Source organism: Pseudomonas sp. B8(2017) (genome assembly GCF_002113575.1).
Classification (GTDB): Bacteria; Pseudomonadota; Gammaproteobacteria; order Pseudomonadales; family Pseudomonadaceae; genus Aquipseudomonas; species Aquipseudomonas putida_Z.
This window is the reverse complement of the sequence record NZ_NEIO01000018.1, coordinates 16,505-39,861: the sequence shown is the minus strand read 5'-3', so window position 1 is coordinate 39,861 and position 23,357 is coordinate 16,505. Positions and strand designations below refer to the sequence as shown.

Sequence of the window (23,357 nt, the reverse complement as noted above, 5' to 3'; positions counted from 1 at the left end):
GAGGGTGTTGGCAGGCTGAAGGCGACAGACGGGCTGCTGGCCGCGCGAGGCGATCGGAATGGGTCTGGTCTTGGCCTGACTGATGGCACTTCAGTCACGGCCACCCGCAAAACGAGAACTGCGAAACAGCGGAATAGAGCATTCAAAGTCACTTGCTAAGTTTGGATCCAGTTGTCGATAAAACTTTCCACTCGGTCAAATTACAACAACTTAGCAAACTAACTAACTTGATTTAGTGTACCGCCTGTCGGTCGTTTTGCTCGAGAAATGAACGATTTGGGCGACGCTGACTCCTATTTGCCAGTAGGTGCCTTCAATGTGATTGCACCTCGCGCCTTTCCCCCAGAACTTATGGACGTTCAACCTCATCGGCATCGCAGGGATGCTCATGGGGCTTTTTTTTTCCTGAATAGTGGAGCAATGCCATGCCCAACCGAGGCTCTTCGGGTGAGCCGCCGTGTGTATTGAATAATGATCTGCTTTTTTCATTTAACGATTCGAATTTGGCTTTGCCGCTGCGATTAAATCGTTCGCACGCCTATTGCAAGGTCATCTAGCGCTAACGCATTACGTGGAGAAAACGTCGTGGAGATTAATACAATTATTAGCCTGTTCGGGCAGAAAGAATCCATGGAGCTGGTGCGGTTGTCGGTGATTTACGTTCATTTACTGGCCTGTTGCATTGCCATCGGCCTGGTATTCGCCAGTGACGCCGAGATGGTCAGGAACTTGTTGAAAGGTCAAAAAGAGGCCGGGCATGACAGTAAGCATATGACGAGCTTGCAGAAGTCCGTGGCCAATGCCCTGATATTCTTGTGGCTCACGGGCGCCGCAGTGATTGGAATTGACTACCTCGATAAAGGTATGAACTATTTTGCCAATCCGAAACTTCAAGCGAAGGTCATTATTGTCATGTTGCTGACCTTCAATGGCATGCTGTTGCATCGTTATGTATTGCCTGCCCTGCTCAAAGCGGGCAACTTGCTGGACCTTAATTTTGGCGTGCGGATGTTCGCACTGTTCTCCGGCGCACTGTCAGGTGTGTCCTGGTTGTATGCGGCGATGCTGGGCGTTGGCCGGCCACTGGCTTGGAAATACTCGCTGACCGAGTTGCTGCTGGCTTATCCGGTACTGATCCTGCTTGGCTTCGCCATGATGGCTGCCCTGACCCAGTGGGCACGCAACCGCAGCCAGGCTGAACCGGTTCCGGCGCCTGTCTGGCGACTGGCAGGCATTCCTACCTGATTGCCTGAGTAACGCTTCAATTACGCCGCGAACCGGGAAACCTGGTTCGCGGCGAGCTCGTTTCATGCGCAGCCTCTGGGCGGTTCGGCTGGCGGTTGGTAAAGGCCCGAAGTGATGTGTCACCTGATCCGGCCTCTTCGCGGGCGCGCCCGCTCCCACAAGGTCCCGCGCAGTTCTGTGGGATATCGCCCAGTCCTTTGGGCTGCGCTGTCGCGTAGAGAACTGAATCCGCAAACAGTACGTGTACCCTGTGGGAGCGGCTTTAGCCGCGAAGAATCCAACGCGGTGCATGGCACCGGCTGCGCCGGTATTCGCGGCTAAAGCCGCTCCCACAGAGTCCCTGCTAATTCAATGAGTTATGTGCAGTTCTATGAGAGCGGGCGTGCCCGCGAAAGGGCCGGAACAGGCAGTCGAGAAATTTCAGGACTTTCACTTCTACCAAGATTGCGAACCAGCCCCATCCGCTGACGGGTCAGGCGCGAACCAATTGAAATATCGCCGGTAGCAGCTGCCCATTGTCAGGCGGCAGGCCGCCTGCATTGGTTTTTTGCGCTCGTTGCAGCGTGGTGGCGATGGTGATTTCCGTTCGCGACTCGATACTCCGCGCCACACCTCCCACCGAGCCTTCACCGAAGCCCAGCAGCGAGCAGCCGTTGTTGATGAGCACGAAGAAAACGATCACCCAGAATGGGCCGCAGTTCATGGTGCAAGCCCCAGGGCGTCGATGGCTGCGCACGAAACGATGGAAACGCTATCGCCAAGGTCCGCTACATCAGCGCCTTGTCTCATTGAGTTGAAAATGGGGGAGGCCATGTACCCGCTCCAGATGTTGCTTGTGGAGCTAATGGTGACGGTGCGGTGATTCAATGAAAAACGATGCTCAGTGATCCAGGATATCGATCCGCTTGATCATTGAACGTAGCGATCAGCGTTGGATCTGAACGTCGCTGCATGGTTGAGGTTCTTAATGCAAAGGACACCGTGAGGGCTCCCTTATGAGCATTGAACGCAGCATCCCTGAGCTCGAAGCCTGGTACGCCCAATACGACGACATCAGTTACCGCCGTGAGTCGCCGGATGCCTACCACCATGAACTGCTGCGCACCGCCGAGGCGCTGCGTGACGATGGCGCCATCGATTGGGACGACTGGCTGGCACTCAAGGCATTGGCCGATGACGCCCATGTGCGCGCCCTGGAAGATGCCGTGCAGGCCCATGTCAGCGACCCCGACGCATGAAAGCGCTGAAGATTGCCACGTTCAACATCAACGGCATTCGTAGCCGGCTGCCGGCACTGCTGGCTTGGCTGGATCGGGAAAAGCCCGACATCGCCTGCCTGCAGGAACTCAAGGCGGCGGATCAGCAGTTTCCTCACCAAGCGCTGGAAGCGGCGGGGTACGGCAGCCTCTATCAAGGGCAGCCTTCGTGGAACGGTGTGGCCATTCTGTCGCGAGGCAGCGAACCACTGGAAGTACGGCGTGGCCTGCCTGGCATGGAGGACGACAACCAGAGCCGCTACCTCGAAGCCGCGGTGCACGGGGTGCTGGTGGCTTGCCTGTACCTGCCGAACGGCAACCCGCAACCGGGGCCGAAATTCGATTACAAGCTCCGCTGGTTCGAGAGCCTGATCGAGCATGTCAAAGGGTTGCATGACGGTGGCCATCCCGCGGTGCTGGCGGGCGATTTCAATGTGGTGCCAACCGATATGGATATCTACGACACGCGCTCCTGGATGAAGGACGCGCTGCTGCAGCCCGAATCACGTGCGTGCTACCAGAAACTGCTGCAGCAAGGCTGGGTCGATGCCATTCGCCATTTGTATCCGGACGAACGCATTTACACCTTCTGGGATTATTTCCGCAACCACTGGGTCCGCAACGCCGGGTTGCGTATCGACCACCTGCTGCTCAACCCCGAGCTCGCGCCTTACCTGAAACGGGCAGGTGTCGATGCCTGGGTGCGTAACGAACCCAAGGCCAGCGACCATGCGCCCGTCTGGATCGAGCTGGGCACGCGTCGCCGGCCATAGGGCAATTCGAGCGAACCTTCAACTACCGGAACCACCGCTGGAGCCCGAACCACCAGAGCCTCCGGTCCCGCTACCCGTCCCGGTGCCGCGTTCCGATCCACTGCGGTCACTACCGGATCGGTCGGTGGTGCCATCGCCACCGGTATTGTCAGTGTCATTGCCATCGGTTCCGCCGGAACCTGTCCCCATGGCATCCGCAGGCGTGCCGGAGCCGGTCGCTCCGCCTTGGTTGTTCATGTGCCCGCTGTCATGCGGCTGCGTCCCAGGAGCACGCTGATCGTTCAGGTCGGTGGCTGCCAGCACCACAGGTGCGCTGAGCCCCAGGCACAGCGCGAGCAGTAACGAATGAGGCTTCATGATCTTCATGGCGATACTCCGTTGCGGGTTGGTCACCTTCTGTTCGGCCTGCATCACCCACGGGCGTGCCGTGAAATCGACGGAATGCATGGAGCGCTGACATGCACGGGGGCGGGTTACCCCACGTGAATACTTTGAGACCCGCGCTTCGATTCCTCTGGCAAGGCCGTGACCTTGATCGCGCGTACCGGTACGGCGAATTTTGCACCCACCTTCGAGAAGCGCTCGAGCAGGTGGAAATTGATCGCTTGCTGGATGTCCATGTACAGGTTGTAGCCGGGGTCCTTGACGATATACACGCACTCGAATTCCAGCGCCTCCTTGCCGAAGCCGCGCAGGTGGGCACGGTCGAAGCGCACCTGCTGCTGTGCCCTGATCGCTTCCTCGACAATGGCGGGTGCTTTCTTCACGGCCTCGGTTGGCGTGTCGTAGGACAGGCCGAACTCGAACACGATCCGTCGTTCCTGCAGGCGCTTGTAGTTCTGGATGGTGCTGCTGATCATGCTGGCATTGGCCATGACGATCTGCTCGCCGCCCAGGCTGCGGATGCGTGTAGTCTTCAGCCCTACGTGCTCCACCGTGCCGGCCAGCGGGCCGATGACGATGAAGTCGCCCACCTCGAACGGCTTGTCGACGGCTATGGACAACGAGGCGAACAGGTCGCCGAGGATGTTCTGCACGGCCAGTGCAACAGCGATACCGCCTACCCCCAGGCTGGCGACGAAGGCGGTGATGTTCACGCCCAGGTTGGACAGCATTGCCAGCAGCACCACTGACCACAACAGCACCCGCGCGCCCCATGCCGACAGCGTGGCCAGCGCGCTGCCCTGGTTCAAACCGTCGGTGCGATGCCGGGCGAAGTAGCGACTCAGGCCCAGGCCGATGGCGCGGTTGGCCCACAGCCCGATCTGCAATGCCGCCACCACGAACCACAGGCTACCGACCCGGGTCAGCCAGCGCTCGGGCAGGTCGAGCATGCTCAGGCCCACCAGCAGCGAGGCAAGGAACAGCAGAAAATTGCTGGTTCCGGCGAGCACCTTGGCCAGCACCTGGCTGAACGCGCCGTCATGCTCGGACCAGCGCCTGACCCGATGCAGCATGAAACTGATGGTCGCCCGCGCCACGAGGAATGTCAGCAGCGCTACCGTCAGTGCCAGCAACAAATTGAGAACGGAAACTCCGAACAGTGTGGTATCGGTGAACAAGGCGATGATGCGATCACTCATGGGACACTTGCCTCCTTGCGCAGGATTGGGTGACTGGGGGAGCGGCATTGCCGGCGAAGCAGGCAACGCCACTCGTTAGGTGAGCCTCAGCCGTCGGACTGCTCCTCTGGCGGCACCTGGCCTTCGGGCCAGTCGGGCGCTTGCTGCTCCTGTTCCTGTTCAGGCACAGGCTCGCCTGGGTTGTGGGGTACTTCGTCCACGTACGGGTCGGGTGTGTTGGGTTCGATCATGGTCTGGCTCCTCGCCGTTGGGCTTTCAGGCATGGAACCGGGCTTTCAACCCGACTCCACGGCAGTGTTTTTCTTCCAGCCTCGCAGGTTCATGGCGCACAGGCAGCCCTGGAGGAGGATCAGCGCCCAGGCTTGCGCCTGCCACCCCCAGGCGGCCCACAGCACGTTGCTGGCAATGAAGCAGCAGAAACCCAGCTTGCGCCGGCCTGGGCGCCGTGAGCCGATGCACCAGGCGGCAAGTACCGTCAGGACCATGGCGGGCCATTCAAGAAAGTCGATCCAGGCCTCCATCACGCGGCACGCTGTTCGCCCTTGAGCAGTTTCTTCTGCGCTTCCATGGCCTGGCCGAGCTCATCCAGCTCCTGCTTGCCCAGCAGCTTGCGGGCGGTCGGGAACAGCTCGCTTTCTTCCTCCTCGATATGGTGTTCCAACAGTTCCTTCATCACCTTGACCCGCCCGGCGAACTCGACGGTACCGGTCTCGGTTTGCAGCAGGTCCGGCAGCACCAGCGAGTCGACGGTGCGGTGCTCTTCCTTGGCTTCGTAATACATCTTCGCTTCTTCCTTGCCGCCGGCCTGCTTGATGGCCGGGTACAGGAGCTCTTCTTCCAGGGCGGTGTGGATGCTCACTTCCTGCTTGATGCGTTCGAGCAACTCGGCGCGCTTCTTCACTGCGCGCTCAGTGGTGGAGGACAGTTCCTCCAGCAGCTTCTTCACCAGCTCATGGTCCTGGATCAACAAATCGATAGCGTTCATGCAACACCTCTTAGGGGCTGGAAAAATCACGATTGCCTTCGATGGAGTAGGGCCCGCGCGCCAAGGTTCAAAGCGGATGATCAACGTACTGGTTTCGCGAAGGCTGCACCCGCAAGGAACCACGCAGGTTGCACCGGCCCGGCAGGGTCACTCCTGCGGGATGATCGAGATCTTGCCGTTGCGCTCGACGATGGCGAACTTGATCTGCCCGACGCTTTCGATGCCCTGGCTGTCCCGCGCCGATTCGAGAATGTCGTCTTCGGTCAGCCGCGCCCGCCGCATTCGGTGGTGGAGAAAGCGCCCATGATCCACGACCAGTGTCGCGTGGCCGTCGACCAGCCGGGCCAGGCGCCTGGAGTTGAGCTTGGCCAGCGAAAGGCCGACATCCAGGACGATCAGTGTGGCGATCACCAGCATGGCGTTGGTGAACGAGAAGTCCTCGCCGAGCAATGCCTGCTGGGTTGCTTCGCCGATGATCAGCAGCAGGACGAAGTCGAAGGTGGTCAAGTCTGCCAGCGAGCGCCTGCCAGCCACGCGAAACAGCAGCATCAGCGCGATGTACATGCCTGTCGCACGGAGAATGGAGTCCATGGCGCGCTCCTACGGGTAAAGAAAGGTCGAGAAATGCACTGTGCTGTCCGGGCCCGCGCTGACAACACCTTCGAGAGTACCGACGTATTCGCTGCGCAGGGTCAGGTAAAGGGTGGCGATACCCTCCTTGCTGGTGCCGAGCTGGAGCAGAAGCGACCTGCCATGGGAACGCGACACTTGCGGCTCTGGCTGCAGCGTTTCGATGCTGGCTTCGCGTAGCAGGGTCCCCCCGAGCAACAACATCACAGGCTCCCTGGCAGTACCGCGAACCGTGATGCGCAGGTTGTCGGTGGTGCCGCTGCGGCTGAGGCGCTGATACTCCACATGCACCCGGCCGTCCTCACTCATGAGCTGGGCGTCACTGAGCGGACCGTTGCCGAACAACCCGGCCAGGCCCAGCAGCACGACCAGCACCAGCGCGTACCATCCCACCCGTTCGAAACGCCAGACCCGCTGCTGCATTCGCATGTCTTCTTCGACGGGGTGGTGCCTTGAAGCCAGCTCGTCTTCGTCCATGCTCGTAGCCCCTCACGTAGCCCCTCAGGCGCGCTCACCGCGCAGCCAGCGTTGGTGGTAATGGGCCAGGTGCGACAACCCGTAAAGCGCGCCTTGGCGGATTACCTCCGCGCGCTCGCCAAAAAAGCGCTGGCTGCGAGTGAACACGGCCAAGGGCTCGCCGGCAAAGGCCCAGGCAAAGCACACCGTGCCCGGGGCGATGGCACCCTGCGGCTCCGGCCCGGCAACACCCGTGCTGGCGATGGCGACGGTGGCGTCGCTGTCTTTCAAAGCGCCGAGCGCCATCTCCCAGGCTACCGCCTCGCTGGTCAGGCCGTAGCGTTCGATAGTCTGCGGGCTGACGCCGAGCAGGCGTTTCTTGGCACTTGGCGAGTACACCACGTAGCCGCTTTCCAGTACCTCACCGGTCCCCGGCACTGCTGCCAGCAGCGCAACCATGGCACCGGCCGTGCAGGATTCTGCGGTGGTCAGTACCAGCTTGTGGGCCTTGAGGTAATCAAGGGCCTCGAGTACGGGGTCGGTCGTCATGGCCGGTCACTCGTGCGTTGTTTTTTGGTGGACGTGTTTCCTGCGGGATTGGTTCATTGCTTGTGTACCACCCATCAATGGTGGGGAAAGCTTCCTGAACTTTGTTCCGTTCGCCGGCTTCCTCTAGGTAGGAGGGCGGCGGTGCGGACCTCGCGCTGCTGCCGGAACAACAGAGGAGAAGCGATCATGACCGAGCCTGTGACGTATTTCTGGATCGCGGTGGCGGCGATCATTGTGTTGCTCGATCTGTGGGCCATCGTCAGTGTTTTCCGCAGTGACAAGAGCGATGTGACGAAGGCGATGTGGGCACTGTTGCTGTTGGCGCTGCCCATTGTCGGCCTTGCCATCTGGGGCGTGCTTGGACCGCGTGGAATCAAACGCGGTACCGGGCCGTCGTCGCCTGAACATAGCAAGGGGTAGGAGGGGAAATGAAGAAAGGATCGGAGACACCTCGCAGCGGAACCCAAGGTGAAGAGGAACGGGACAATGATGCGCAGCGTCCTGATGGGTCAACTGGCACGTCCCATGATTCCACTGCGCAGAAAACAGCTCGTGATGAAACGCAACGCAAGCGGTCCGCGTAACCTGTGGGAGCGGCTTTAGCCGCGAAGAATTCACCGCGGTGCATGGCACCGGCTGCGCCGGTGTTCGCGGCTAAAGCCGCTCCCACAGGTTCCCTGCTAATTCAATGAGTCATGGGCAGTTCGATCATCGCTGTATCCCCCCGAATGCATGGTCAGGTCCCAATGTACCGGCGGCAGCGCCCGGCACGAGGATGACCTTGCGGCAGTCGTCCTGCTTCTGGTCGAACAACTTGTAACCCAACGCCGCTTCTTCCAGGGCCAGACGGTGGGTGACGATCAGTTCCGGTTCCAGGCGCCCGGCCTCGATATGTTCGAGCAGTTCAGGAAGGAATTTCTGCACGTGGGTCTGGCCCATCTTGAATGTCAGGCCCTTGTCGAAGGCATCACCGAACATGAAGGCGTGGATAAAGCCCGCATAGACTCCAGGCACGCTGACCACGCCGCCCCGGCGCACCGCGGCGATGCTCTGGCGCAGCGCCTTGCCGCTGCTGCCCTCGATCTTCAGCGTGGTCAGTACCGTTTCGGTGGTACTGCCCTTGGCCTCGAAACCGACCGCGTCGATGACGGCGTCCACGCCGCGCATGCCTGGGGTCAGGCGGATGATGCTGTCGGCCGGGTCATCATCCTGCTCGAAGTTGATCGGCACCACACCGTAGGCATCGCGAGCGAACGCCAGGCGGTAGTCATTGTCGTCGACCATGAAAATGGTCTGGGCGCCCAGCATGCGCGCGCAGGCTGCGCTCAGCAGGCCGACTGGCCCGGCGCCATAAATGGCTACTGTCGAGCCGGGGCCGACCTGCGCATTGGTAACGGCCTGCCAGGCTGTTGGCAGGATATCCGAGAGGAACAGCACCTTGTCGTCCGGCAGGGCGGTAGGCACCTTGAACGGGCCGACGTTGGCCTTGGGCACCCGCACGAAATCCGCCTGGCCGCCGGGCACGCCGCCATACAGATGGCTGTAGCCGAACAGTGCGGCCCCGGGCGGGATGCCTTTCTTGTTGATGATTGCACCGCGGCCGGTGTTGGTGGTTTCGCAAGCGGCAAACTGGTCGAGTTGGCAAAAGAAGCAGCTGCCGCAGGCGATCACGAAGGGAATCACCACGCGGTCACCGACCTGCAGGTTGGTGACCCCGCGGCCGGTATCTTCGACGATGCCCATGAACTCGTGGCCGAAGATATCACCCGGCTCGGTCTGTGGAATCTTGCCATGGTAGAGGTGCAGGTCGGAGCCGCAGATGGCGGTAGCGGTGACTCGGAGGATGATGTCGTCCTCGTCCTGGATGATCGGGTCGGGGACATTTTCGACCCTGACGTCCTGGGTTCCGTGGTATGTCAGTGCTCTCATTGGTTCATCTCCTGCAGAGGCGGGTCCGGGTGGTCTATGCAGGGGAAGCCAAGGGGGGAGGTAAAGTTCAGCTGGAATCATCCACTGGCAAGTTTCAGTGCAACCGGCCCCAGCCAACGTAACGAAGTCGCTGGGGGTGACATGGCATCAGCTGAAAACAGCTACCGGAGGAAACTTTAGCTGCCCTGTCAGGCTCAACCGTGCTCAAGCCGAGCGTAAAGCCATGAACAATAATCCAGCGTCGCAAACAAGCTTTGCCCCGTCGGCCACGCCAAGGCAGGTTGCGGGTGTGCTGGCATCGGCCACGTTGATGGTGCTTGCCTCGGGGGTTGCGCCGCATGACCGTGCAGATTGGTGGCTGGAAAACGTTTTGCCGCTGGCACTCCTGCTCACCTTGGCTGCAACCAGCCGCTATTGGCGCTTTTCTTGGCATGCCTACCTGGCAATCATGGTGATGCTGGCGATTCACGAGCTAGGAGCGCATTTTACCTATGCCAAAGTCCCCTATGACGCTTGGCTGCGTGCGCTTACCGACCACTCTCTGAATGCCTGGATGGGCTGGCAGCGCAACCAGTTCGATCGTCTGGTGCATCTGAGTTACGGCCTTTTGTTCGTCCTGCCGATCAGGGAGCTGCTCCAGCGCCAGGCCCGGTTGCGAGGCGGCTGGTTGGCGTTGTGTACTGTTTCCTTCGTCCTCGCCACATCGGCGCTGTACGAGCTGCTGGAGTGGATAGGTGGCCAATACCTGGGTGATGACCAGGCACAAGCCTTTGTCGCGACCCAGCAAGACCCTTGGGATGCGCAAAAGGACATGGCCTTGGCTTTGCTCGGCGCACTTTTCACCTTGTTGATCCAGTGGTTTGGGTCACGCAAGCTTTGGGGCAGAAGGGTAGTGTGTCTGGAGGACGGGCACGGCTGACGGGGCAGGACTTATCGCTGTGTAGAAGCGGCCTTGTGTCGCGAAAGGGCTGCGAAGCAGCCCCAGGGTTTCGGCGCAGACGCATAAGTTGCTGGGGCTGCTTCGCAGCCCTTTCGCGACACAAGGCCGCTCCTACAAGGCCAGCAGGCAGTATCCAGCGCGATCAGAACTTCAAAAGGCCTCTCCATCACTGGAAAGGCCTTTCGCAATCAGCCTGTGACCAGCGAAAATCCCTAAAGTTTCCGTTGGGAAAACAGTAACTTGGAGAATTTCTCCAAGTCGTGTCACTCGTCGGATTTCCATTGTAAGGCCCTGTGCAGAGCCTCAGGATCGCCTCCGTATCCCTCTGAGGCTTTCACATATGAAGTACTCCTCGATTCTCTTGTTGTCACTTGGTCTGCTGAGCGGCGTTGCGTCGGCAGGCGGCAATACCGGAGCAGGTATAGGTGGCGCATTGGGTGGAGTATTGGGCTCGGTCGTCGGCCAGTCGATCGGCGGCAGCACCGGCTCGGCAATCGGCGCGGGCCTGGGTGGCGCGGCCGGTGGTGCGGTGGGTGCCGACAAGCACAGCCGTGGCGAGGCGGCCATCGGCGGCGCACTGGGTGCAGCTGGCGGTAACGTGGTGGGTCGCCAGATGGGCGGCACCACTGGCAGCATGATCGGCGCAGCAGCCGGTGGCGGTGTGGGTGGTGCCTTGGGCAACCACATGGGCCGGGAATACGATGACGAGAGCGGGCATCGCTATCGTGATTATGACGACGATGACGATGATCGGGGCTGGCGTCGCCACCGCCACGACCGTGGCCATCACTACGGCTGGCGCAACAAACACCGCCACGACGACTGATCCCGCCGAGGCGGTTACGCTGTTTTCTTTACCTGCTTGGGGCCGCATTGCGGCCCTTTCGCGACACAAGGCCGCTCCCACAAAGGCTCTGTTCCATGCGCGACAGCGCAGCCGTGAGGCAGAGGGCTGTTGTGGCCTGCCGTGCCTAGTTCGCGGGCAAGAGGATCACGAAGTTCTTTTTCATGTCTTCCAGCACGGTCCATTTACCCTTGGCGCCCGGTTCGATGATGAACGTGTCGCCAGCGGCCAGTTTGATGGGGGCGCAACCCTCAAGCTCGATGACGCAGCATCCACTCAGGACATGGCAGAACTCCCAAACCTTGTAGTCGATGCGCCACGCTCCGGTGCTGGCTTCCCATTCTCCGGAAATGCGACCTTGCTGTTCATCGTGATAGTACTTGGACGTCAGCGTATGAGGGGTGCCTTCCACCACCTCTTCAAAAAAGGGAAGGTCGCGTATCGGTTGGATATCCAGTTCGCGGAACACGGTCAGTTTCTTGTTCATGGCTTTTTCTCGAGCACGTTTTGGTTAGGGCGATACATCAAATAGGCTTCACCGGTTACGCCCAGCATCGGGTGCGGAACGATCTGGCAAGTTTTAACAATTTGAAAACCGTGACGTTCGTAGAAGCGGCGTGCACCGTGGTTTTCTGCATAATCGATCAGGCATAGCCCATTCAGGCCAGACTCCTCGGCGCGCTGCTGGGCGTGGCGAAGAAACTGGACGCCCAGCCCCTGGCTGCGCCAGGCCTCATCCAGGGCCAGGCTGGATATGTACAAGGTGTCGGGTATTTCCATGTCGGAATAAGGCGCGAGGACCGGGTCTGTCTCGACAGGCCTGTCAGGGGTCTCGCGCAAGGCATAGCTATGCATCATGCCGATGACGCGCCCCTCGGAGGTGGCCATCAGGCAGTTCTTGTAGGAAAAGTCGCCCTGTTCCCTGGCATAGCGAGACGCACCGACGCTCAGCAATGCTTCCCCAGGTGCAGCAAGCTTGCTCCATATATAATCGGCCATGCCCTCCGATGTCAGTTGAAAGAAGCGCGCAATATCGTGCGCGTCCGAGGCTTGAGCGGGCCTGAAGTCGATAGGCATGTACAGTGCTCCCATGGGACCGGGTGGTCAGTTTTCAAGGATTACGCCTTTGGCAGGGAGGCAGGGTAGGCGGGTTGAACGGTGCCCATCATGCTGTGGGCGAACACCGTCAGCACGGTGTGCGACGCTGTCCCATGCGCAGAGGCATGCCGGCATCTGTAACCGGGGCCGCTTCGCGGCCCATCGCCGGCAAGCGCGGCTCCCACAGGTACAGCGCATGCATGAAGGCTGGTGATATTCCCGAGGAAGATTGCCCAGCTCCTTTGGGCTGCGCTGTCGCGCAGAGAACAAATATCGCTCGTCTGACACGTACTTTGTAGGAGCAGCCTTGTGCTGCGAAGAGGCCGGTACAAGCAACAGAGCGTGGATCAGTGTCCGCGCTGGGTCTAACTGATTTTGTAAGCGCGACGCGTACTCTGTGGGAGCGGGTTTACCCGCGAAGCAGGCGCCGCGGTGGATGGCACCGGCTGTGCCGGTGTTCGCGGGTGAACCCGCTCCCACAATGATTTCTGTTGGGCAGAACGACAGCCAAGGATCGATTGTGGGCAGCTGTGGATCACCCTTTACCTTTTCTCTTCGCTAGCCTGGAGCACCCCGGCAGCATGCCTTGGCAATGCGATAGAAATCAGGGCAGCCAGCAGAACAAATACTGTGGAGATCCACAGGCAGGCTCCAAGCCCGTAAGCCTGGAATACCCAACCGGAAAGCAGCGTACCGACCAGCCGCCCTAGCGCGTTGGACATGTAATAGAAGCCCACATCCAGCGATACCCCGTCTTCCTTGGCATAGCTGACGATCAGGTAGCTGTGCAGCGACGAATTCACGGCGAACAGCACGCCGAACAGCATCAGCCCGCCCAGTAGCACCACCTGCGCCGACCAGCCTGCCGACAGGCCAAGGGCGATAAGCGCCGGCAGCCCGGCAAGGGCAATCGCCCAGATGAAGGCTGCGCGACCGTCGGGCACATGGCCGCGTTTCTTGCCAGTGATGTGGGGCGCAAGCGACTGGACGATGCCGTAGCCGATTATCCAGGCAGCCAGGAAGCCGCCGACCAGCCAGAAGTCCCAGCCAAAAGCCGTGCTCAGATATACCGGCAAAGCCACGACGAACCAGACGTCGCGGGCGCCAAAGAGAAACAGCCGTGCGGCCGAGAGAATGTTGATGGCCCGGCTCTTGGACAGCATGTCGCGGAACTTCGGTTTGGCCTTGGCCTTGCCCAGGTCTTTCTTCAGCAGGATCAGGCTGCCGATCCAGATCAATGCCAGTACCGCCGCCATGGCCAGCACCGCCAGGGTGAAGCCGAGCAGGGCGAGCAGGGCACCGCCAAGGAAGAAGCCCACGCCCTTTAGCGCGTTTTTCGAACCGGTGAGAATGGCTACCCACTTGTACAGGGTGCCTTGCTGGCTGTCCGGCACCAGAAGCTTGATGGAGCTCTTGGCGCTCATCTTGTTCAGGTCCTTGGCGATGCCGGACAGCGCCTGTGCCGCCATCACCCAAGGCACTGTCAGCCAGGCTGCCGGCACCGTGAGCATCAGCAAGGCCAGCACCTGCATGCCCACGCCGATGTTCATGGTGCGGTTGAGCCCCAGACGGGCGCCGAGGTAGCCGCCCACCAGGTTGGTGATCACGCCGAACACTTCGTAGAACAGGAACAGCGCCGCAATCTGCAGCGGCGTGTAGCCCAGTGAATGGAAGTGCAGTACCACCAACATGCGCAATGCGCCGTCGGTGAGAGTGAAGGCCCAGTAGTTGCCGGTAACCAGCAGGTACTGACGCACTTGTGCAGGCAGGGCTGACAACGCCTTCATGATCGCCGGTTACTCCGCTGCGCCGACCAAGCGTGCCAGTTCAGCTGCACGGTTGGCGTAGCCCCACTCGTTGTCGTACCAGGCGTAGATCTTCACCTGGGTGCCATTGACCACCATGGTGGACAGCGCGTCGATGATCGAAGACCGTGGATCGGTGCGGTAGTCGATGGACACCAGAGGGCGTTCTTCGTAGCCCAGGATGTCCTTGAGCGGCCCTTCGGCAGCGGCTTTCAGCAGCGCATTGACCTCGTCAACCGTCGTCTCGCGCTCCACCTCGAACACGCAGTCGGTGAGCGAGGCGTTGGCCAGCGGTACACGCACAGCGTGACCATTCAGCTTGCCGCGCAGCTCAGGGAAGATCTCGGCGATTGCGGTGGCCGAGCCTGTGGTGGTCGGGATCAGGCTCATGCCTGAGGCACGGGCACGACGCAGGTCCTTGTGTGGTGTATCGAGGATGCTCTGGGTATTGGTCAGGTCGTGGATGGTGGTGATCGAGCCGTGACGGATGCCCAGGTGCTCGTGAATTACCTTGACCACCGGGGCCAGGCAATTGGTGGTGCAGGAAGCGGCGGTGACGATACGGTGTTGCGCCGGGTCGAACAGGTGCTGGTTGACGCCCATCACCACGTTCAGCGCGCCTTTCTCCTTCACCGGAGCGCAGACCACCACGCGTTTGACGCCCTGATCCAGATAGGCCTGGAGCACCGCTACCGACTTCATCTTGCCGCTGGCCTCGATGACCAGGTCGCAGCCCGACCAGTCGGTGTCCGCGATCGTCTTGTTCGCGGTGACCTTGATGCGCTTGCCCTCGATCACCACCGAGTCGCCTTCTGCCCCGGCTTCACGCTGCCAGCGGCCGTGGACCGAATCGAAGTTGATCAGGTGGGCGTGGGTCTCGGCGTCGCCGGCCGGGTCATTGATCTGGACGAATTCGAATTCCGGCCAGCCCCAGGACGCGCGCAGCGCCAGGCGACCGATACGGCCAAACCCATTGATGCCTACTTTGATTGCCATGGTCTTGTTCCCGAATTGTGACTTCAGATGGATCGTTGATTGACACGCCTGGACAGTTCCTCGGCCGACTCCTGGCGCTCGGAGTAGCGGTCGACGAGGTAGTCGGCGCGGTCGCGCAACTTGGCAGTGGTCAGCAGCAGGTAGCGACACGCTGTGGGCGGTCACCCATGGTGTCCAGTCGTTTGGCGCTGGTGCTCAACCATTCGCGATTGGCTTCCAGCGTGGTTACCAGGACATCGCGTACCCAGGCGGGCAGCTCTGGATGCAGGCGGTAGTAAACCCATTGGCCCTGCCTGCGGTCTTCAAGCAGGCCGCAGGTGCGCAGTTGTGCGAGGTGGCGAGAAACCTTGGGTTGGCTTTCTTCCAGGGCGCAGATCAGTTCACAGACGCACAGCTCTTCCTCGCGAGCGATCAGCAGCATCATCCGAATGCGGTTCTCGTCGGCGAGGCATTTGAAGACCTGGGTCGGGGTCAGCGAGTCAGTCATGGCAGTTCTCGGTGTTTGCTTTTCATGCTTGATATATATGGTTTTTCAAATATACGATTTTTCGCATGTATTGCAAGGCCTGTCAGATTGATTCCTGCAGACGAAAAGAAGGCCTTGCAGGAGATCGCCCAGCCCTTTGGGCTGCGCTGTCGCGCAGAGAACTCAATTCGCAAGCGCGACGTGGCCTCTGTGGGAGCGGGCGTGCCCGCGAAGAATTCAACGCGGTGGTTGGCACCGGCTGCGCCGGTGTTCGCGGGCACGCCCGCTCCCACAGAGTCCCTGCTCAATCATCCAGCTATATGCAGTTCCATGAGGGCGGGCCAGTCCGTTCCACCGTAGCGTCCTGTCGATCAAGGCTTGACCGCCCACGCTGTGCAAATACGTTTAACATGCTCCAGGCCTGCCCCCATCGTTGAAGAGATCTGTATGGAGTTACGTCAGCTTCGCTATTTCCTGAGTGTTCTGGAGTACGGCAGTCTTGGCCGGGCGGCGGTCGAGCTCGGGGTCGGCGCCTCCGCACTGAGCCAGCAACTGTCGAAGCTGGAGAGCGAGGTGAGTACCCGGCTTTTGACGCGTTCGAGCACCGGCGTAGCGCCGACCGCGGCCGGACTGGCCTTCGAATACCATGCGCGCCTGGCGCTTCGTCAGGCGGAGCATGCTGTCCTGGCGGCACAAAGTGGTCGCATGAGCGGCTATGCCAGCGTGGGGCTGGCACCGACCACTGCATCGATCCTTGGCTTGGCGTTGATCGACAGGATGCGCGAACGCTATCCCGACATCCGGTTGCACCTGGTGGAAATGCTGTCTGGCTATCTGATGAACCAACTCAATGCCCGGCACCTCGACCTGGCGGTGCTGTTCCAGGCAGAGACGGGGCCGCGGCTGGAGGTACGGGCGCTTCTGACGGAGCGGCTGTTCGTGCTGGTTCCCGCGCCACTGGTCAAGGACGGCTGGGGCGAGTCGCTCACGTTGCAACAGATCGCGACGCTGCCGTTGGTTATGCCAAGCACGCAACACGGTCTGCGAACGACGTTGCGCTCGATTTTCGAGCGGGCAGGGCTGGAGGCCAGCATCGTCATGGAAGTCGATGGTTTGTCGCTGTTGATGGATTGCGTGTGTGCGGGCCATGCCGCCACCATCCAGCCCGGCGCGACGGTGGCCCGGGCGCATCAGGCGGGCTTGCGCGTGTTTGCCATCGATGAAGCACAGGCGCAGCGTCGCAATGTCATTGTCAGCCTGACCGATGACGAGCTCTCGCCGGCAGCGTTGGCAACGCGGATCGTACTGCAGGAAGTCGCTCGGGATCTGGTGGAACAGGGCCGATGGCCTGGGGCCCGGCTGCTTTGACCCGGATTCTGGGTACGCTCATCCAGCCCCTTTAGAAAAACTGAATGCCTCCCCCCGACCATCGCGTTTCGCGGTCTGCGGGCGCTCATTAAAGTCCCCGGTCACGAGGAGCAGCCGAACATTCGGCTCTTCGTGATCTGGAGGCGAAATGATCGATGTGCTAGTCATCGGAGGGGGCAATGCCGCCCTCTGTGCCGCGCTGATGGCGCGAGAGGCCGGAGCCAGCGTGCTGCTGCTCGAGGCCGCACCCCGCGCCTGGCGTGGTGGCAACTCACAACACACGCGTAACCTGCGGTGCATGCATGATGGCCCCCAGGACGTACTGCTCGAGGCGTACCCGGAAGAGGAGTTCTGGCAGGACCTGCTGAAGGTCACAGGTGGCCAGACCAACGAAAAGCTTGCGCGCCTGGTGATTCGCGCATCCTCCAGCTGCCGTGGGTGGATGCGCCGGCATGGCGTGCATTTCCAGCCCTCATTGTCAGGTGCGCTGCACACCGCACGGACCAACGCCTTCTTCATGGGCGGCGGCAAGGCGCTGGTCAATGCCTATTTTCGCAGCGCCGAAAACCTTGGCGTACAGATACGCTACGACACCCCCGTAGCCGACATAGAACTGCAGGACGGACGCTTCGTTGCGGCCCATGTGCCTGCGCGCGAGGTTCAGGGGCGGCACCTGCCTGCCGAGCGCATCGAGGCGCGTACCTGTGTGCTTGCCGCCGGTGGTTTCGAGTCCAACCGCCAATGGTTGCGCGAGGCGTGGGGGCAGAACGAGCGAGGGGAGTGGCCTTCGGACAACTTCCTTATCCGTGGTACGCGTTTCAATGACGGTGTGCTGTTGCGCCGCATGATCGAACAGGGCGCCGACACGATTGGCGACCCGACCCAGGCGCACATGGTGGCGATCGATGCTCGTGCGCCGTTGTACGACGGCGGCATCTGCACGCGCATCGATTGTGTGTCGCTGGGCGTGGTGGTCAACCGCGATGGCCAGCGCTTCTACGATGAAGGCGAGGATTTCTGGCCCAAGCGCTATGCCATCTGGGGGCGCCTGGTGGCGCATCAGCCTGGGCAGGTGGGGTTCTCTATCATCGACCAGAAAGCCCTCGGGCGCTTCATGCCACCGGTTTTCCCGGGCGCCACCGCCGATAGCCTGGAGGCGTTGGCCGGCCTGCTCGGTTTGCCTGTGCAGGCCTTCCTCGAAACCGTGCATGCCTACAACCGAGCCTGCCAGGTGGGCACTTTCGACCACACCCGGCTGGACGACTGTCACACCGTTGGCCTGGAACCGGTGAAAAGCCACTGGGCGCGCCCGATCGATACGCCCCCCTACTACGGCTACCCGCTGCGCCCTGGCGTGACTTTCACCTACCTGGGGCTGCGCACCGATGAAACCGCCGCCGTCCATTTCGACGGGCGTCCCAGCCCGAACCTGTTCGTTGCCGGTGAAATGATGGCGGGCAATGTACTGGGCAAGGGCTACACCGCAGGCGTCGGCATGTCCATCGGCACCGCCTTCGGCCGTATCGCCGGAACCAGCGCTGCTGCGGCGGCGGGTTACGAACATCCAGAAAAAGAGAAGAGCCATGACTGCGCAACTGCCTGAGCCACGCCAGCCTGACACCGCCGGGCCGGCCCTCGAACTGATCCCGGTGTTGAACGTCGAGGAGCAGGAAGTGGACCGGCAAATGCGGATCTGCAATGCCTGCCGTTACTGCGAGGGCTTTTGCGCCGTTTTCCCGGCGATGACCCGCAGGCTGGAGTTCGGCAAGGCAGATATCCATTACCTGGCCAACCTGTGCCACAACTGCGGCGCCTGCCTGCATGCCTGCCAGTACGCGCAGCCCCACGAATTCGCGGTGAACGTGCCCCAGGCGATGGCCAAGGTGCGCGGGCAGACATACGCCGAGTACGCCTGGCCGGCCCTCTTCGGGCGGCTGTACAGGCACAACGGCACCTATGTCGCCAGTGCATTGGCCGCAGCCTTGTCGCTGTTCCTGCTGCTGACCTTGTTCGTCAACGGCACGCTGCTGCCCGGGCGGTTGGCTGGGAATTTCTATGCGGTCTTCCCGCACAACACCCTGGCGCTGATGTTCGGTAGCGTCTTTGTCGCTGCAGGCTTGGCTCTGGCGGTGGCGGTACGTCGCTTCTGGCGTTCGGTCTCGCCTGCCGAGGCGCTGGCGCAACCGGCAAAAGGGGCTGTGCTTGAGGCATCAAGCGCGGCGTTGACCCTGAAATACCTGGACGGCGGGCACGGCCAAGGTTGCAACAACGCCGATGATCGCTACACGCTCTGGCGCCGTCGCTTCCATCACTTCACCTTCTACGGCTTCATGCTGTGCTTTGCCGCCACGGTGGTCGCCACCGGGTATCACTATCTGCTGGGCCAGCAGGCGCCGTACCCGCTGCTGAGTGCACCGGTGTTGCTCGGAACCCTGGGCGGAATTGGCTTGATTGTCGGGCCTGCCGGGTTGCTGGCGCTGAACCTGCGCAGGGCGCCGGAGCAGGGCGATGTGGCCCAGCGCCCCATGGACCGGGCCTTCATTCTGCTTCTGCTGTTGGTCAGCGCCACAGGCCTTGCCTTGCTGGGCCTGCGTGATACCGCAGCGATGGCGATCGTGCTGGCGCTTCACCTGGGGACGGTGATGGCGCTGTTCATCACGCTGCCCTATGGCAAGTTTGCCCATGGCCTGTTCCGCAGCGCGGCACTGCTCAAGTTTGCAATCGAGAAGCGCCGGCCCAACAAGCTGGGCCTGGGCGGGGAGTGAACCATGAACTCAGCCTGTATTTCCCCTGCGCCGTGCCGAGCCGGAAGCAAGGCATTTCGTTCAACGGTTGGGCCACTTGTCCAGCAGGATCGACACGAACTTCTCCGCTGCCGGCGACAGCGACGCCCCTCTGCGGTAGACCAAACCAAGGGTACGGGTTACCTGGGGTTCGATCAGCGGCACGCTGACCAGCGTCGGGTGGTCGGCGCTGGGCATGGCCAGGCTAGGCATGGCCGATACGCCCAGCCCGGCCTCGACCATGCCCAGCGAGGTGGACAGGTGCTGAACCTCGTAGAACCACTTGGGCCGCAGGTTGAGCCCGGACAGGGCATGGTCCAGCAGCATCCGGTTACCGCTAAGCCGGCCTACGCCGATCAGGCGGTAGTCGGCCAGTTCTGTCCAGGTGACGGCCTCACGGTTCGCCAGCTTGTGGTCCCTGCGGCAGGCCAGGACGAAATGTTCCTGTACCAGGGAGACGAACTCGATGTCCGGGTGCTGGCCGCTCATCATGTTGATGCCGAAATCGGCTTCACCCCGCAGCACGGCTTCGAGCCCGTCGTTGGCACTGAGATCCAGCAGACGAATGCGGATCTTGGGGTATTGCTCGTTGTAGTCACGGATCACCGACGGCAGGAAATAGAACGCTGCAGTCGGAATACAGGCGAGGGTTACCTGACCGGTCTGTCGTTCTGCGAGTTCGCGAATGCTCAGGATCGAGTCTTCGAAGTCATCCAGCAGGCGCCTGGCCTTGGGCAGGAAGTCACGCCCGACGCTGGTCAGGCTGACGCGACGAGTAGTGCGTTCCAGCAACGAAGTGCCCAAGCCTTCCTCGAGCTTCTTGATCCGCCGGCTCAAGGCGGGCTGCGACAGGTGCAACGCTTCTGCGGCTTCGTGGAAGCTGCCGAGTTCGGCGATTTTCACGAAAGATCGTATGTCTTGCAGCTCATATTCCATCTCGGATCGCTCTTGGCAGTCAGTTCTGAATTGATGCTTGGATCGCAATAATAGCTACGATATTTGCATTTGATTGATTTATCCATCCCTGTCAATCTTTTGTCCACAGCATCAATGATGTCCATTGATCAACAAGAGTGCGAAATCATGCAACGAATTCCTTGCGTACTCATGCGCGGTGGCACCTCCAAGGGCCCCTTTTTCCATGCATGGGACCTTCCTGCCAATGTGGTCGAACGCGACGAATTGCTGATCAACCTGATGGGTGCCGGGCATGAACTGGAAATCGACGGCATCGGTGGCGGTAGCCCGCAGACCAGCAAGGTAGCGATTGTCAGCCCCTCGCTGCATGCCGACGCCGACGTCGACTACCTGTTCGTGCAGGTCATGGTCGCCCAGCGCCGGGTCGATACCGCGCCCAACTGCGGCAACATGCTGTGCGCCGTTGGCCCGTTCGCCATCGAGCAAGGTCTTGTCAAAGGTCAGGACGGCAAGACGCTGGTGCGTATTCGCAACCTCAACACCGGCACTTTCGTCAATTCGCTGGTGGAAACCCCCGGCGGCATCGTGCGCTATGAAGGCCGCACGGCGATCGATGGCGTACCGGGCACTGCCGCTCCGGTGCACCTGACCTTCCTCGACGCGGTCGGCAGCAAGACCGGCAAGCTGTTCCCGACCGGCAAGGCCAAGGATGTGATCGACGGCGTTGCGGTCACCTGCATCGACATGGCCATGCCGATGATGGTGGTGGAGGCCAGCCAGCTGGGCGTCACCGGCTCGGAATCCCCGGCCGAACTCGACGCCAACGGCGAACTGCTCGAGCGCCTCGAGGCGTTGCGCCTGAAGGCCGGCAAGGCCATGGGCCTGGGTGATGTCAGCGGTATGGTCATTCCCAAGCCTGTTCTGGTGTCCAAGCCCCGTTATGACGGCACGTTGCAGGTCCGCTACTTCATGCCGCACAACTGCCACCGCGCCTTGGCCATCACCGGAGCGATAGGGCTGGCGACTGCCTGCGTCAGCCCGGGTACGGTGATCGGCGAACTGCTGGGCGAGGGCGCCGAGCAACTGGCCGAGGTACGCCTGGAACACCCAAGCGGCGGTATCGATGTCGCGCTGTCACGCAGCGGCGCGGATGGCAAGACGATTCAGGCCTCTGTGGTGCGAACCGCCCGGCGGCTGTTCTCAGGCTTCGTTTACGCGCCTACATTCCGCAGGTTGGCGGGGTAGGCCCAGGCGGTAGTCCAGACCTGTACATTCGCAACAAGCGCATCCGCACAATTTCAACAATGGGTGATGCCTCATGAGACTCGCCAAATCGCTGTACTTCCAGATCCTCTGCGCCGTCCTGCTGGGCGTGGTGGTCGGTCACTTCTGGGCGCAACAGGCCGTTGCGCTCAAGCCCCTGGGTGATGCGTTCATCAAGCTGATCAAGATGATGATCGCGCCGGTGGTCTTCTGCACCATCGTCACCGGTATCGCCGGGATGACCGACAAGCGCTCCCTCGGGCGTTTGATGAGCAAGACCTTGCTGCTGTTCCTGGTATTGACCGTCATCAGCCTGATGATCGGCCTGGCAGCGGTTTACCTGTTCCGCCCAGGTGTCGGCATGAACATCGACCCTGCCACGCTAAGCACCGCGGGGCTCGGCCAGTACGCCGCGTCTGCCGCAAAGCTCAGCGTGGTCGACTTCTTCATGCACATCATTCCCGACACCTTCATCGGGGCGTTCAACAAGGGCGAAGTGTTGCCGGTGCTGTTCATCGCGGTGCTCAGCGGTTTTGCCCTGTCGTCCATGGGCGAGAAGGGCAAGCCGGTACTCGATGTGCTGGAATCTGCCTCGACCATGGTGTTTCGCATCTTTGGCTACCTGATGCGCTTCGCCCCGGTCGGCGCCTTCGGTGCGCTGGCCTTTACCGTCGGGCAGTACGGCGTGACGTCCCTGGGGGCACTGGCCAAGCTGGTCGGTACGCTCTACATCGCCTGTGCGTTCTTCGTGCTGGTGGTGCTCGGTGGTATCTGCCGTGCTCACGGCTTCAGCCTGTGGAAGCTGCTGCGCTATTTCCGCGAGGAGTTTCTGGTGGTGCTCGGCACCTCGTCCACCGAGCCCGTGCTGCCACGCATGCTGGAGAAACTGGAGAAATTGGGCTGCAAGAAAGGCGTGGTCGGGTTGGTATTGCCAACCGGTTACTCCTTCAACCTCGACGGTACAGCCATCTACCTGTCGTTGGCGGCAGTCTTCATCGCTCAAGCCTGCAACATCGACCTGAGCCTGGGCCAGACGGTGACGATGCTGGCGATCATGCTGTTGTCGTCAAAAGGCGCAGCGGGTGTGACCGGTAGTGGCTTCGTTGCACTCGCTTCGACCTTGACCGTCATTCACGACATCCCGTTGGCAGGGCTTGCCTTGCTGATCGGCATCGATCGCTTCATGTCCGAGGCGCGTGCCCTGACCAGCCTGGCCAGCAACGCCGTGGCCACCGTGGTCATCTCGCTGTCGGAGAATGCCTGTGAACGGGAAACCTTGCTGCGCCGCCTGAACGGCATTCCGGCTGCACCGGACGAGGCGGATATTGCGCAGGCCGACTGGTCTGCCGAGCCTCGGCATCACAGCTGAAATCCTCTTCCATCTCCCATTGTTGACTTAAAATCCCACTCAGCATCCCGGCGATGCCGAGTGGGGTAGGGGGCCGTCTGCCTTGCCGATGGCCGCAATAG

Annotated in this window: 27 protein-coding genes and 1 pseudogene; 11 read left to right on the top strand and 17 right to left on the bottom strand. The window is 61.2% G+C overall.

What is annotated here, in order from left to right:
* The first annotated feature begins 630 nt into the window (after nt 1-630).
* Nucleotides 631-1,245: a hypothetical protein gene (locus CAG22_RS21280; RefSeq protein WP_085692981.1), complete on the top strand. Its 615-nt coding sequence runs from the start codon at nt 631-633 to the stop codon at nt 1,243-1,245.
* A 472-nt stretch (nt 1,246-1,717) separates the two neighbouring features.
* Here the strand turns inward: CAG22_RS21280 and CAG22_RS21275 are convergent, their stop codons facing one another.
* Nucleotides 1,718-1,948: a hypothetical protein gene (locus tag CAG22_RS21275; RefSeq protein ID WP_085706115.1), complete on the bottom strand. Its 231-nt coding sequence runs from the start codon at nt 1,946-1,948 to the stop codon at nt 1,718-1,720.
* Nucleotides 1,949-2,240: 292 nt separating this feature from the next.
* Here CAG22_RS21275 and CAG22_RS21270 point away from each other — a divergent pair, with 292 nt between their 5' ends.
* Both CAG22_RS21270 and xth read left to right on the top strand, forming a co-directional pair.
* Nucleotides 2,241-2,483, top strand: coding sequence for a hypothetical protein (locus CAG22_RS21270; RefSeq protein ID WP_003257678.1), 243 nt, complete (start codon nt 2,241-2,243; stop codon nt 2,481-2,483).
* On the top strand, nt 2,480-3,274 hold the full coding sequence (xth, locus tag CAG22_RS21265) for an exodeoxyribonuclease III (protein ID WP_085706114.1): 795 nt from the start codon (nt 2,480-2,482) through the stop codon (nt 3,272-3,274). The genes CAG22_RS21270 and xth overlap by 4 nt, the downstream gene beginning before the upstream one ends.
* An 18-nt stretch (nt 3,275-3,292) precedes the next feature.
* Here the strand turns inward: xth and CAG22_RS21260 are convergent, their stop codons facing one another.
* The 8 genes from CAG22_RS21260 to CAG22_RS21230 all read right to left on the bottom strand — a co-directional run bounded on the left by CAG22_RS21260 (nt 3,293) and on the right by CAG22_RS21230 (nt 7,477).
* Nucleotides 3,293-3,721: a hypothetical protein gene (locus tag CAG22_RS21260; protein WP_013972202.1), complete on the bottom strand. Its 429-nt coding sequence runs from the start codon at nt 3,719-3,721 to the stop codon at nt 3,293-3,295.
* Between the two features lie 26 nt (nt 3,722-3,747).
* Nucleotides 3,748-4,857, bottom strand: coding sequence for a mechanosensitive ion channel family protein (locus CAG22_RS21255; protein WP_085706113.1), 1,110 nt, complete (start codon nt 4,855-4,857; stop codon nt 3,748-3,750).
* 86 nt (nt 4,858-4,943) lie between these two features.
* Nucleotides 4,944-5,087: a hypothetical protein gene (locus CAG22_RS28555; protein ID WP_155951623.1), complete on the bottom strand. Its 144-nt coding sequence runs from the start codon at nt 5,085-5,087 to the stop codon at nt 4,944-4,946.
* 45 nt (nt 5,088-5,132) lie between these two features.
* Nucleotides 5,133-5,378 (bottom strand): hypothetical protein, encoded by a 246-nt coding sequence (locus CAG22_RS21250; RefSeq protein WP_025339513.1) that lies wholly within the window; start codon nt 5,376-5,378, stop codon nt 5,133-5,135.
* Nucleotides 5,378-5,842, bottom strand: coding sequence for a hemerythrin domain-containing protein (locus tag CAG22_RS21245; protein ID WP_025339512.1), 465 nt, complete (start codon nt 5,840-5,842; stop codon nt 5,378-5,380). Before CAG22_RS21245 ends, CAG22_RS21250 begins: the two co-directional genes overlap by 1 nt.
* Before the next feature lie 147 nt (nt 5,843-5,989).
* Entirely contained in the window at nt 5,990-6,433 is a 444-nt protein-coding gene (locus CAG22_RS21240) for a DUF421 domain-containing protein (RefSeq protein WP_025339511.1), read from the bottom strand.
* A gap of 9 nt (nt 6,434-6,442) precedes the next feature.
* Nucleotides 6,443-6,949, bottom strand: coding sequence for a hypothetical protein (locus CAG22_RS21235; RefSeq protein ID WP_085706112.1), 507 nt, complete (start codon nt 6,947-6,949; stop codon nt 6,443-6,445).
* Between the two features lie 24 nt (nt 6,950-6,973).
* Nucleotides 6,974-7,477, bottom strand: a complete 504-nt coding sequence (locus CAG22_RS21230) for a CinA family protein (RefSeq protein WP_075045505.1) — start codon at nt 7,475-7,477, stop codon at nt 6,974-6,976.
* 186 nt (nt 7,478-7,663) lie between these two features.
* Here CAG22_RS21230 and CAG22_RS21225 point away from each other — a divergent pair, with 186 nt between their 5' ends.
* A complete protein-coding gene (locus tag CAG22_RS21225; protein ID WP_004376302.1) occupies nt 7,664-7,897 on the top strand; it encodes a PLDc N-terminal domain-containing protein in 234 nt (77 codons plus the stop codon).
* A gap of 288 nt (nt 7,898-8,185) precedes the next feature.
* Here CAG22_RS21225 and CAG22_RS21220 read toward each other — a convergent pair whose 3' ends face one another.
* The gene (locus CAG22_RS21220; RefSeq protein WP_085706111.1) at nt 8,186-9,406 is read right to left on the bottom strand and encodes a zinc-dependent alcohol dehydrogenase; all 1,221 of its coding nucleotides are present in this window, start codon (nt 9,404-9,406) and stop codon (nt 8,186-8,188) included.
* Nucleotides 9,407-9,629: 223 nt separating this feature from the next.
* Here CAG22_RS21220 and CAG22_RS21215 point away from each other — a divergent pair, with 223 nt between their 5' ends.
* Together CAG22_RS21215 and CAG22_RS21210 are read left to right on the top strand one after the other, a co-directional pair.
* Nucleotides 9,630-10,325, top strand: a complete 696-nt coding sequence (locus CAG22_RS21215) for a DUF2238 domain-containing protein (protein WP_085706110.1) — start codon at nt 9,630-9,632, stop codon at nt 10,323-10,325.
* Between the two features lie 361 nt (nt 10,326-10,686).
* The gene (locus CAG22_RS21210) at nt 10,687-11,172 is read left to right on the top strand and encodes a glycine zipper domain-containing protein (protein ID WP_085692986.1); all 486 of its coding nucleotides are present in this window, start codon (nt 10,687-10,689) and stop codon (nt 11,170-11,172) included.
* A 145-nt stretch (nt 11,173-11,317) separates the two neighbouring features.
* Here the strand turns inward: CAG22_RS21210 and CAG22_RS21205 are convergent, their stop codons facing one another.
* The 6 genes and pseudogenes from CAG22_RS21205 to CAG22_RS21185 form a co-directional block, all read right to left on the bottom strand.
* Nucleotides 11,318-11,677: a cupin domain-containing protein gene (locus tag CAG22_RS21205; protein WP_025339506.1), complete on the bottom strand. Its 360-nt coding sequence runs from the start codon at nt 11,675-11,677 to the stop codon at nt 11,318-11,320.
* Nucleotides 11,674-12,267 (bottom strand): GNAT family N-acetyltransferase, encoded by a 594-nt coding sequence (locus tag CAG22_RS21200; protein ID WP_170929327.1) that lies wholly within the window; start codon nt 12,265-12,267, stop codon nt 11,674-11,676. Before CAG22_RS21200 ends, CAG22_RS21205 begins: the two co-directional genes overlap by 4 nt.
* 563 nt (nt 12,268-12,830) lie before the next feature.
* Nucleotides 12,831-14,075, bottom strand: coding sequence for an organoarsenical effux MFS transporter ArsJ (gene arsJ / locus CAG22_RS21195; RefSeq protein ID WP_085706109.1), 1,245 nt, complete (start codon nt 14,073-14,075; stop codon nt 12,831-12,833).
* A gap of 9 nt (nt 14,076-14,084) precedes the next feature.
* Entirely contained in the window at nt 14,085-15,089 is a 1,005-nt protein-coding gene (locus CAG22_RS21190; protein WP_085706108.1) for an ArsJ-associated glyceraldehyde-3-phosphate dehydrogenase, read from the bottom strand.
* A 23-nt stretch (nt 15,090-15,112) separates the two neighbouring features.
* Nucleotides 15,113-15,217 (bottom strand): annotated as a pseudogene (locus CAG22_RS28785) (arsenical resistance protein ArsH); the annotation flags it as partial.
* Between the two features lie 2 nt (nt 15,218-15,219).
* On the bottom strand, nt 15,220-15,576 hold the full coding sequence (locus CAG22_RS21185) for a metalloregulator ArsR/SmtB family transcription factor (protein WP_085706107.1): 357 nt from the start codon (nt 15,574-15,576) through the stop codon (nt 15,220-15,222).
* 426 nt (nt 15,577-16,002) lie between these two features.
* Here CAG22_RS21185 and CAG22_RS21175 point away from each other — a divergent pair, with 426 nt between their 5' ends.
* The 3 genes from CAG22_RS21175 to tcuB all read left to right on the top strand — a co-directional run bounded on the left by CAG22_RS21175 (nt 16,003) and on the right by tcuB (nt 19,688).
* Complete coding sequence (locus CAG22_RS21175) at nt 16,003-16,923, top strand: LysR family transcriptional regulator (protein WP_025339500.1); 921 nt, start codon at nt 16,003-16,005, stop codon at nt 16,921-16,923.
* A 148-nt stretch (nt 16,924-17,071) separates the two neighbouring features.
* Nucleotides 17,072-18,526, top strand: coding sequence for an FAD-dependent tricarballylate dehydrogenase TcuA (tcuA, locus tag CAG22_RS21170; RefSeq protein WP_085706105.1), 1,455 nt, complete (start codon nt 17,072-17,074; stop codon nt 18,524-18,526).
* Nucleotides 18,507-19,688: a tricarballylate utilization 4Fe-4S protein TcuB gene (gene tcuB, locus CAG22_RS21165; RefSeq protein ID WP_085706104.1), complete on the top strand. Its 1,182-nt coding sequence runs from the start codon at nt 18,507-18,509 to the stop codon at nt 19,686-19,688. Before tcuA ends, tcuB begins: the two co-directional genes overlap by 20 nt.
* Nucleotides 19,689-19,748: 60 nt before the next feature.
* Here the strand turns inward: tcuB and CAG22_RS21160 are convergent, their stop codons facing one another.
* Nucleotides 19,749-20,642, bottom strand: a complete 894-nt coding sequence (locus tag CAG22_RS21160; RefSeq protein ID WP_013972231.1) for a LysR family transcriptional regulator — start codon at nt 20,640-20,642, stop codon at nt 19,749-19,751.
* Between the two features lie 147 nt (nt 20,643-20,789).
* Between CAG22_RS21160 and CAG22_RS21155 the strand changes: the two genes are divergently transcribed.
* Entirely contained in the window at nt 20,790-21,869 is a 1,080-nt protein-coding gene (locus CAG22_RS21155; protein ID WP_025339497.1) for a 4-oxalomesaconate tautomerase, read from the top strand.
* Between the two features lie 73 nt (nt 21,870-21,942).
* Nucleotides 21,943-23,256: a C4-dicarboxylate transporter DctA gene (gene dctA, locus CAG22_RS21150; protein ID WP_025339496.1), complete on the top strand. Its 1,314-nt coding sequence runs from the start codon at nt 21,943-21,945 to the stop codon at nt 23,254-23,256.
* Nucleotides 23,257-23,357: the final 101 nt, after the last annotated feature.

Coding starts and splice junctions, on each gene's coding strand:
- CAG22_RS21280 (WP_085692981.1), top strand. CDS start 631: ATGGAGCTGGTGCGGTTGTCGGTGATTTACGTTCATTTACTGGCCTGT.
- CAG22_RS21275 (WP_085706115.1), bottom strand. CDS start 1,948: ATGAACTGCGGCCCATTCTGGGTGATCGTTTTCTTCGTGCTCATCAAC.
- CAG22_RS21270 (WP_003257678.1), top strand. CDS start 2,241: ATGAGCATTGAACGCAGCATCCCTGAGCTCGAAGCCTGGTACGCCCAA.
- xth (WP_085706114.1), top strand. CDS start 2,480: ATGAAAGCGCTGAAGATTGCCACGTTCAACATCAACGGCATTCGTAGC.
- CAG22_RS21260 (WP_013972202.1), bottom strand. CDS start 3,721: ATGCATTCCGTCGATTTCACGGCACGCCCGTGGGTGATGCAGGCCGAA.
- CAG22_RS21255 (WP_085706113.1), bottom strand. CDS start 4,857: ATGAGTGATCGCATCATCGCCTTGTTCACCGATACCACACTGTTCGGA.
- CAG22_RS28555 (WP_155951623.1), bottom strand. CDS start 5,087: ATGATCGAACCCAACACACCCGACCCGTACGTGGACGAAGTACCCCAC.
- CAG22_RS21250 (WP_025339513.1), bottom strand. CDS start 5,378: ATGGAGGCCTGGATCGACTTTCTTGAATGGCCCGCCATGGTCCTGACG.
- CAG22_RS21245 (WP_025339512.1), bottom strand. CDS start 5,842: ATGAACGCTATCGATTTGTTGATCCAGGACCATGAGCTGGTGAAGAAG.
- CAG22_RS21240 (WP_025339511.1), bottom strand. CDS start 6,433: ATGGACTCCATTCTCCGTGCGACAGGCATGTACATCGCGCTGATGCTG.
- CAG22_RS21235 (WP_085706112.1), bottom strand. CDS start 6,949: ATGGACGAAGACGAGCTGGCTTCAAGGCACCACCCCGTCGAAGAAGAC.
- CAG22_RS21230 (WP_075045505.1), bottom strand. CDS start 7,477: ATGACGACCGACCCCGTACTCGAGGCCCTTGATTACCTCAAGGCCCAC.
- CAG22_RS21225 (WP_004376302.1), top strand. CDS start 7,664: ATGACCGAGCCTGTGACGTATTTCTGGATCGCGGTGGCGGCGATCATT.
- CAG22_RS21220 (WP_085706111.1), bottom strand. CDS start 9,406: ATGAGAGCACTGACATACCACGGAACCCAGGACGTCAGGGTCGAAAAT.
- CAG22_RS21215 (WP_085706110.1), top strand. CDS start 9,630: ATGAACAATAATCCAGCGTCGCAAACAAGCTTTGCCCCGTCGGCCACG.
- CAG22_RS21210 (WP_085692986.1), top strand. CDS start 10,687: ATGAAGTACTCCTCGATTCTCTTGTTGTCACTTGGTCTGCTGAGCGGC.
- CAG22_RS21205 (WP_025339506.1), bottom strand. CDS start 11,677: ATGAACAAGAAACTGACCGTGTTCCGCGAACTGGATATCCAACCGATA.
- CAG22_RS21200 (WP_170929327.1), bottom strand. CDS start 12,267: ATGCCTATCGACTTCAGGCCCGCTCAAGCCTCGGACGCGCACGATATT.
- arsJ (WP_085706109.1), bottom strand. CDS start 14,075: ATGAAGGCGTTGTCAGCCCTGCCTGCACAAGTGCGTCAGTACCTGCTG.
- CAG22_RS21190 (WP_085706108.1), bottom strand. CDS start 15,089: ATGGCAATCAAAGTAGGCATCAATGGGTTTGGCCGTATCGGTCGCCTG.
- CAG22_RS21185 (WP_085706107.1), bottom strand. CDS start 15,576: ATGACTGACTCGCTGACCCCGACCCAGGTCTTCAAATGCCTCGCCGAC.
- CAG22_RS21175 (WP_025339500.1), top strand. CDS start 16,003: ATGGAGTTACGTCAGCTTCGCTATTTCCTGAGTGTTCTGGAGTACGGC.
- tcuA (WP_085706105.1), top strand. CDS start 17,072: ATGATCGATGTGCTAGTCATCGGAGGGGGCAATGCCGCCCTCTGTGCC.
- tcuB (WP_085706104.1), top strand. CDS start 18,507: ATGACTGCGCAACTGCCTGAGCCACGCCAGCCTGACACCGCCGGGCCG.
- CAG22_RS21160 (WP_013972231.1), bottom strand. CDS start 20,642: ATGGAATATGAGCTGCAAGACATACGATCTTTCGTGAAAATCGCCGAA.
- CAG22_RS21155 (WP_025339497.1), top strand. CDS start 20,790: ATGCAACGAATTCCTTGCGTACTCATGCGCGGTGGCACCTCCAAGGGC.
- dctA (WP_025339496.1), top strand. CDS start 21,943: ATGAGACTCGCCAAATCGCTGTACTTCCAGATCCTCTGCGCCGTCCTG.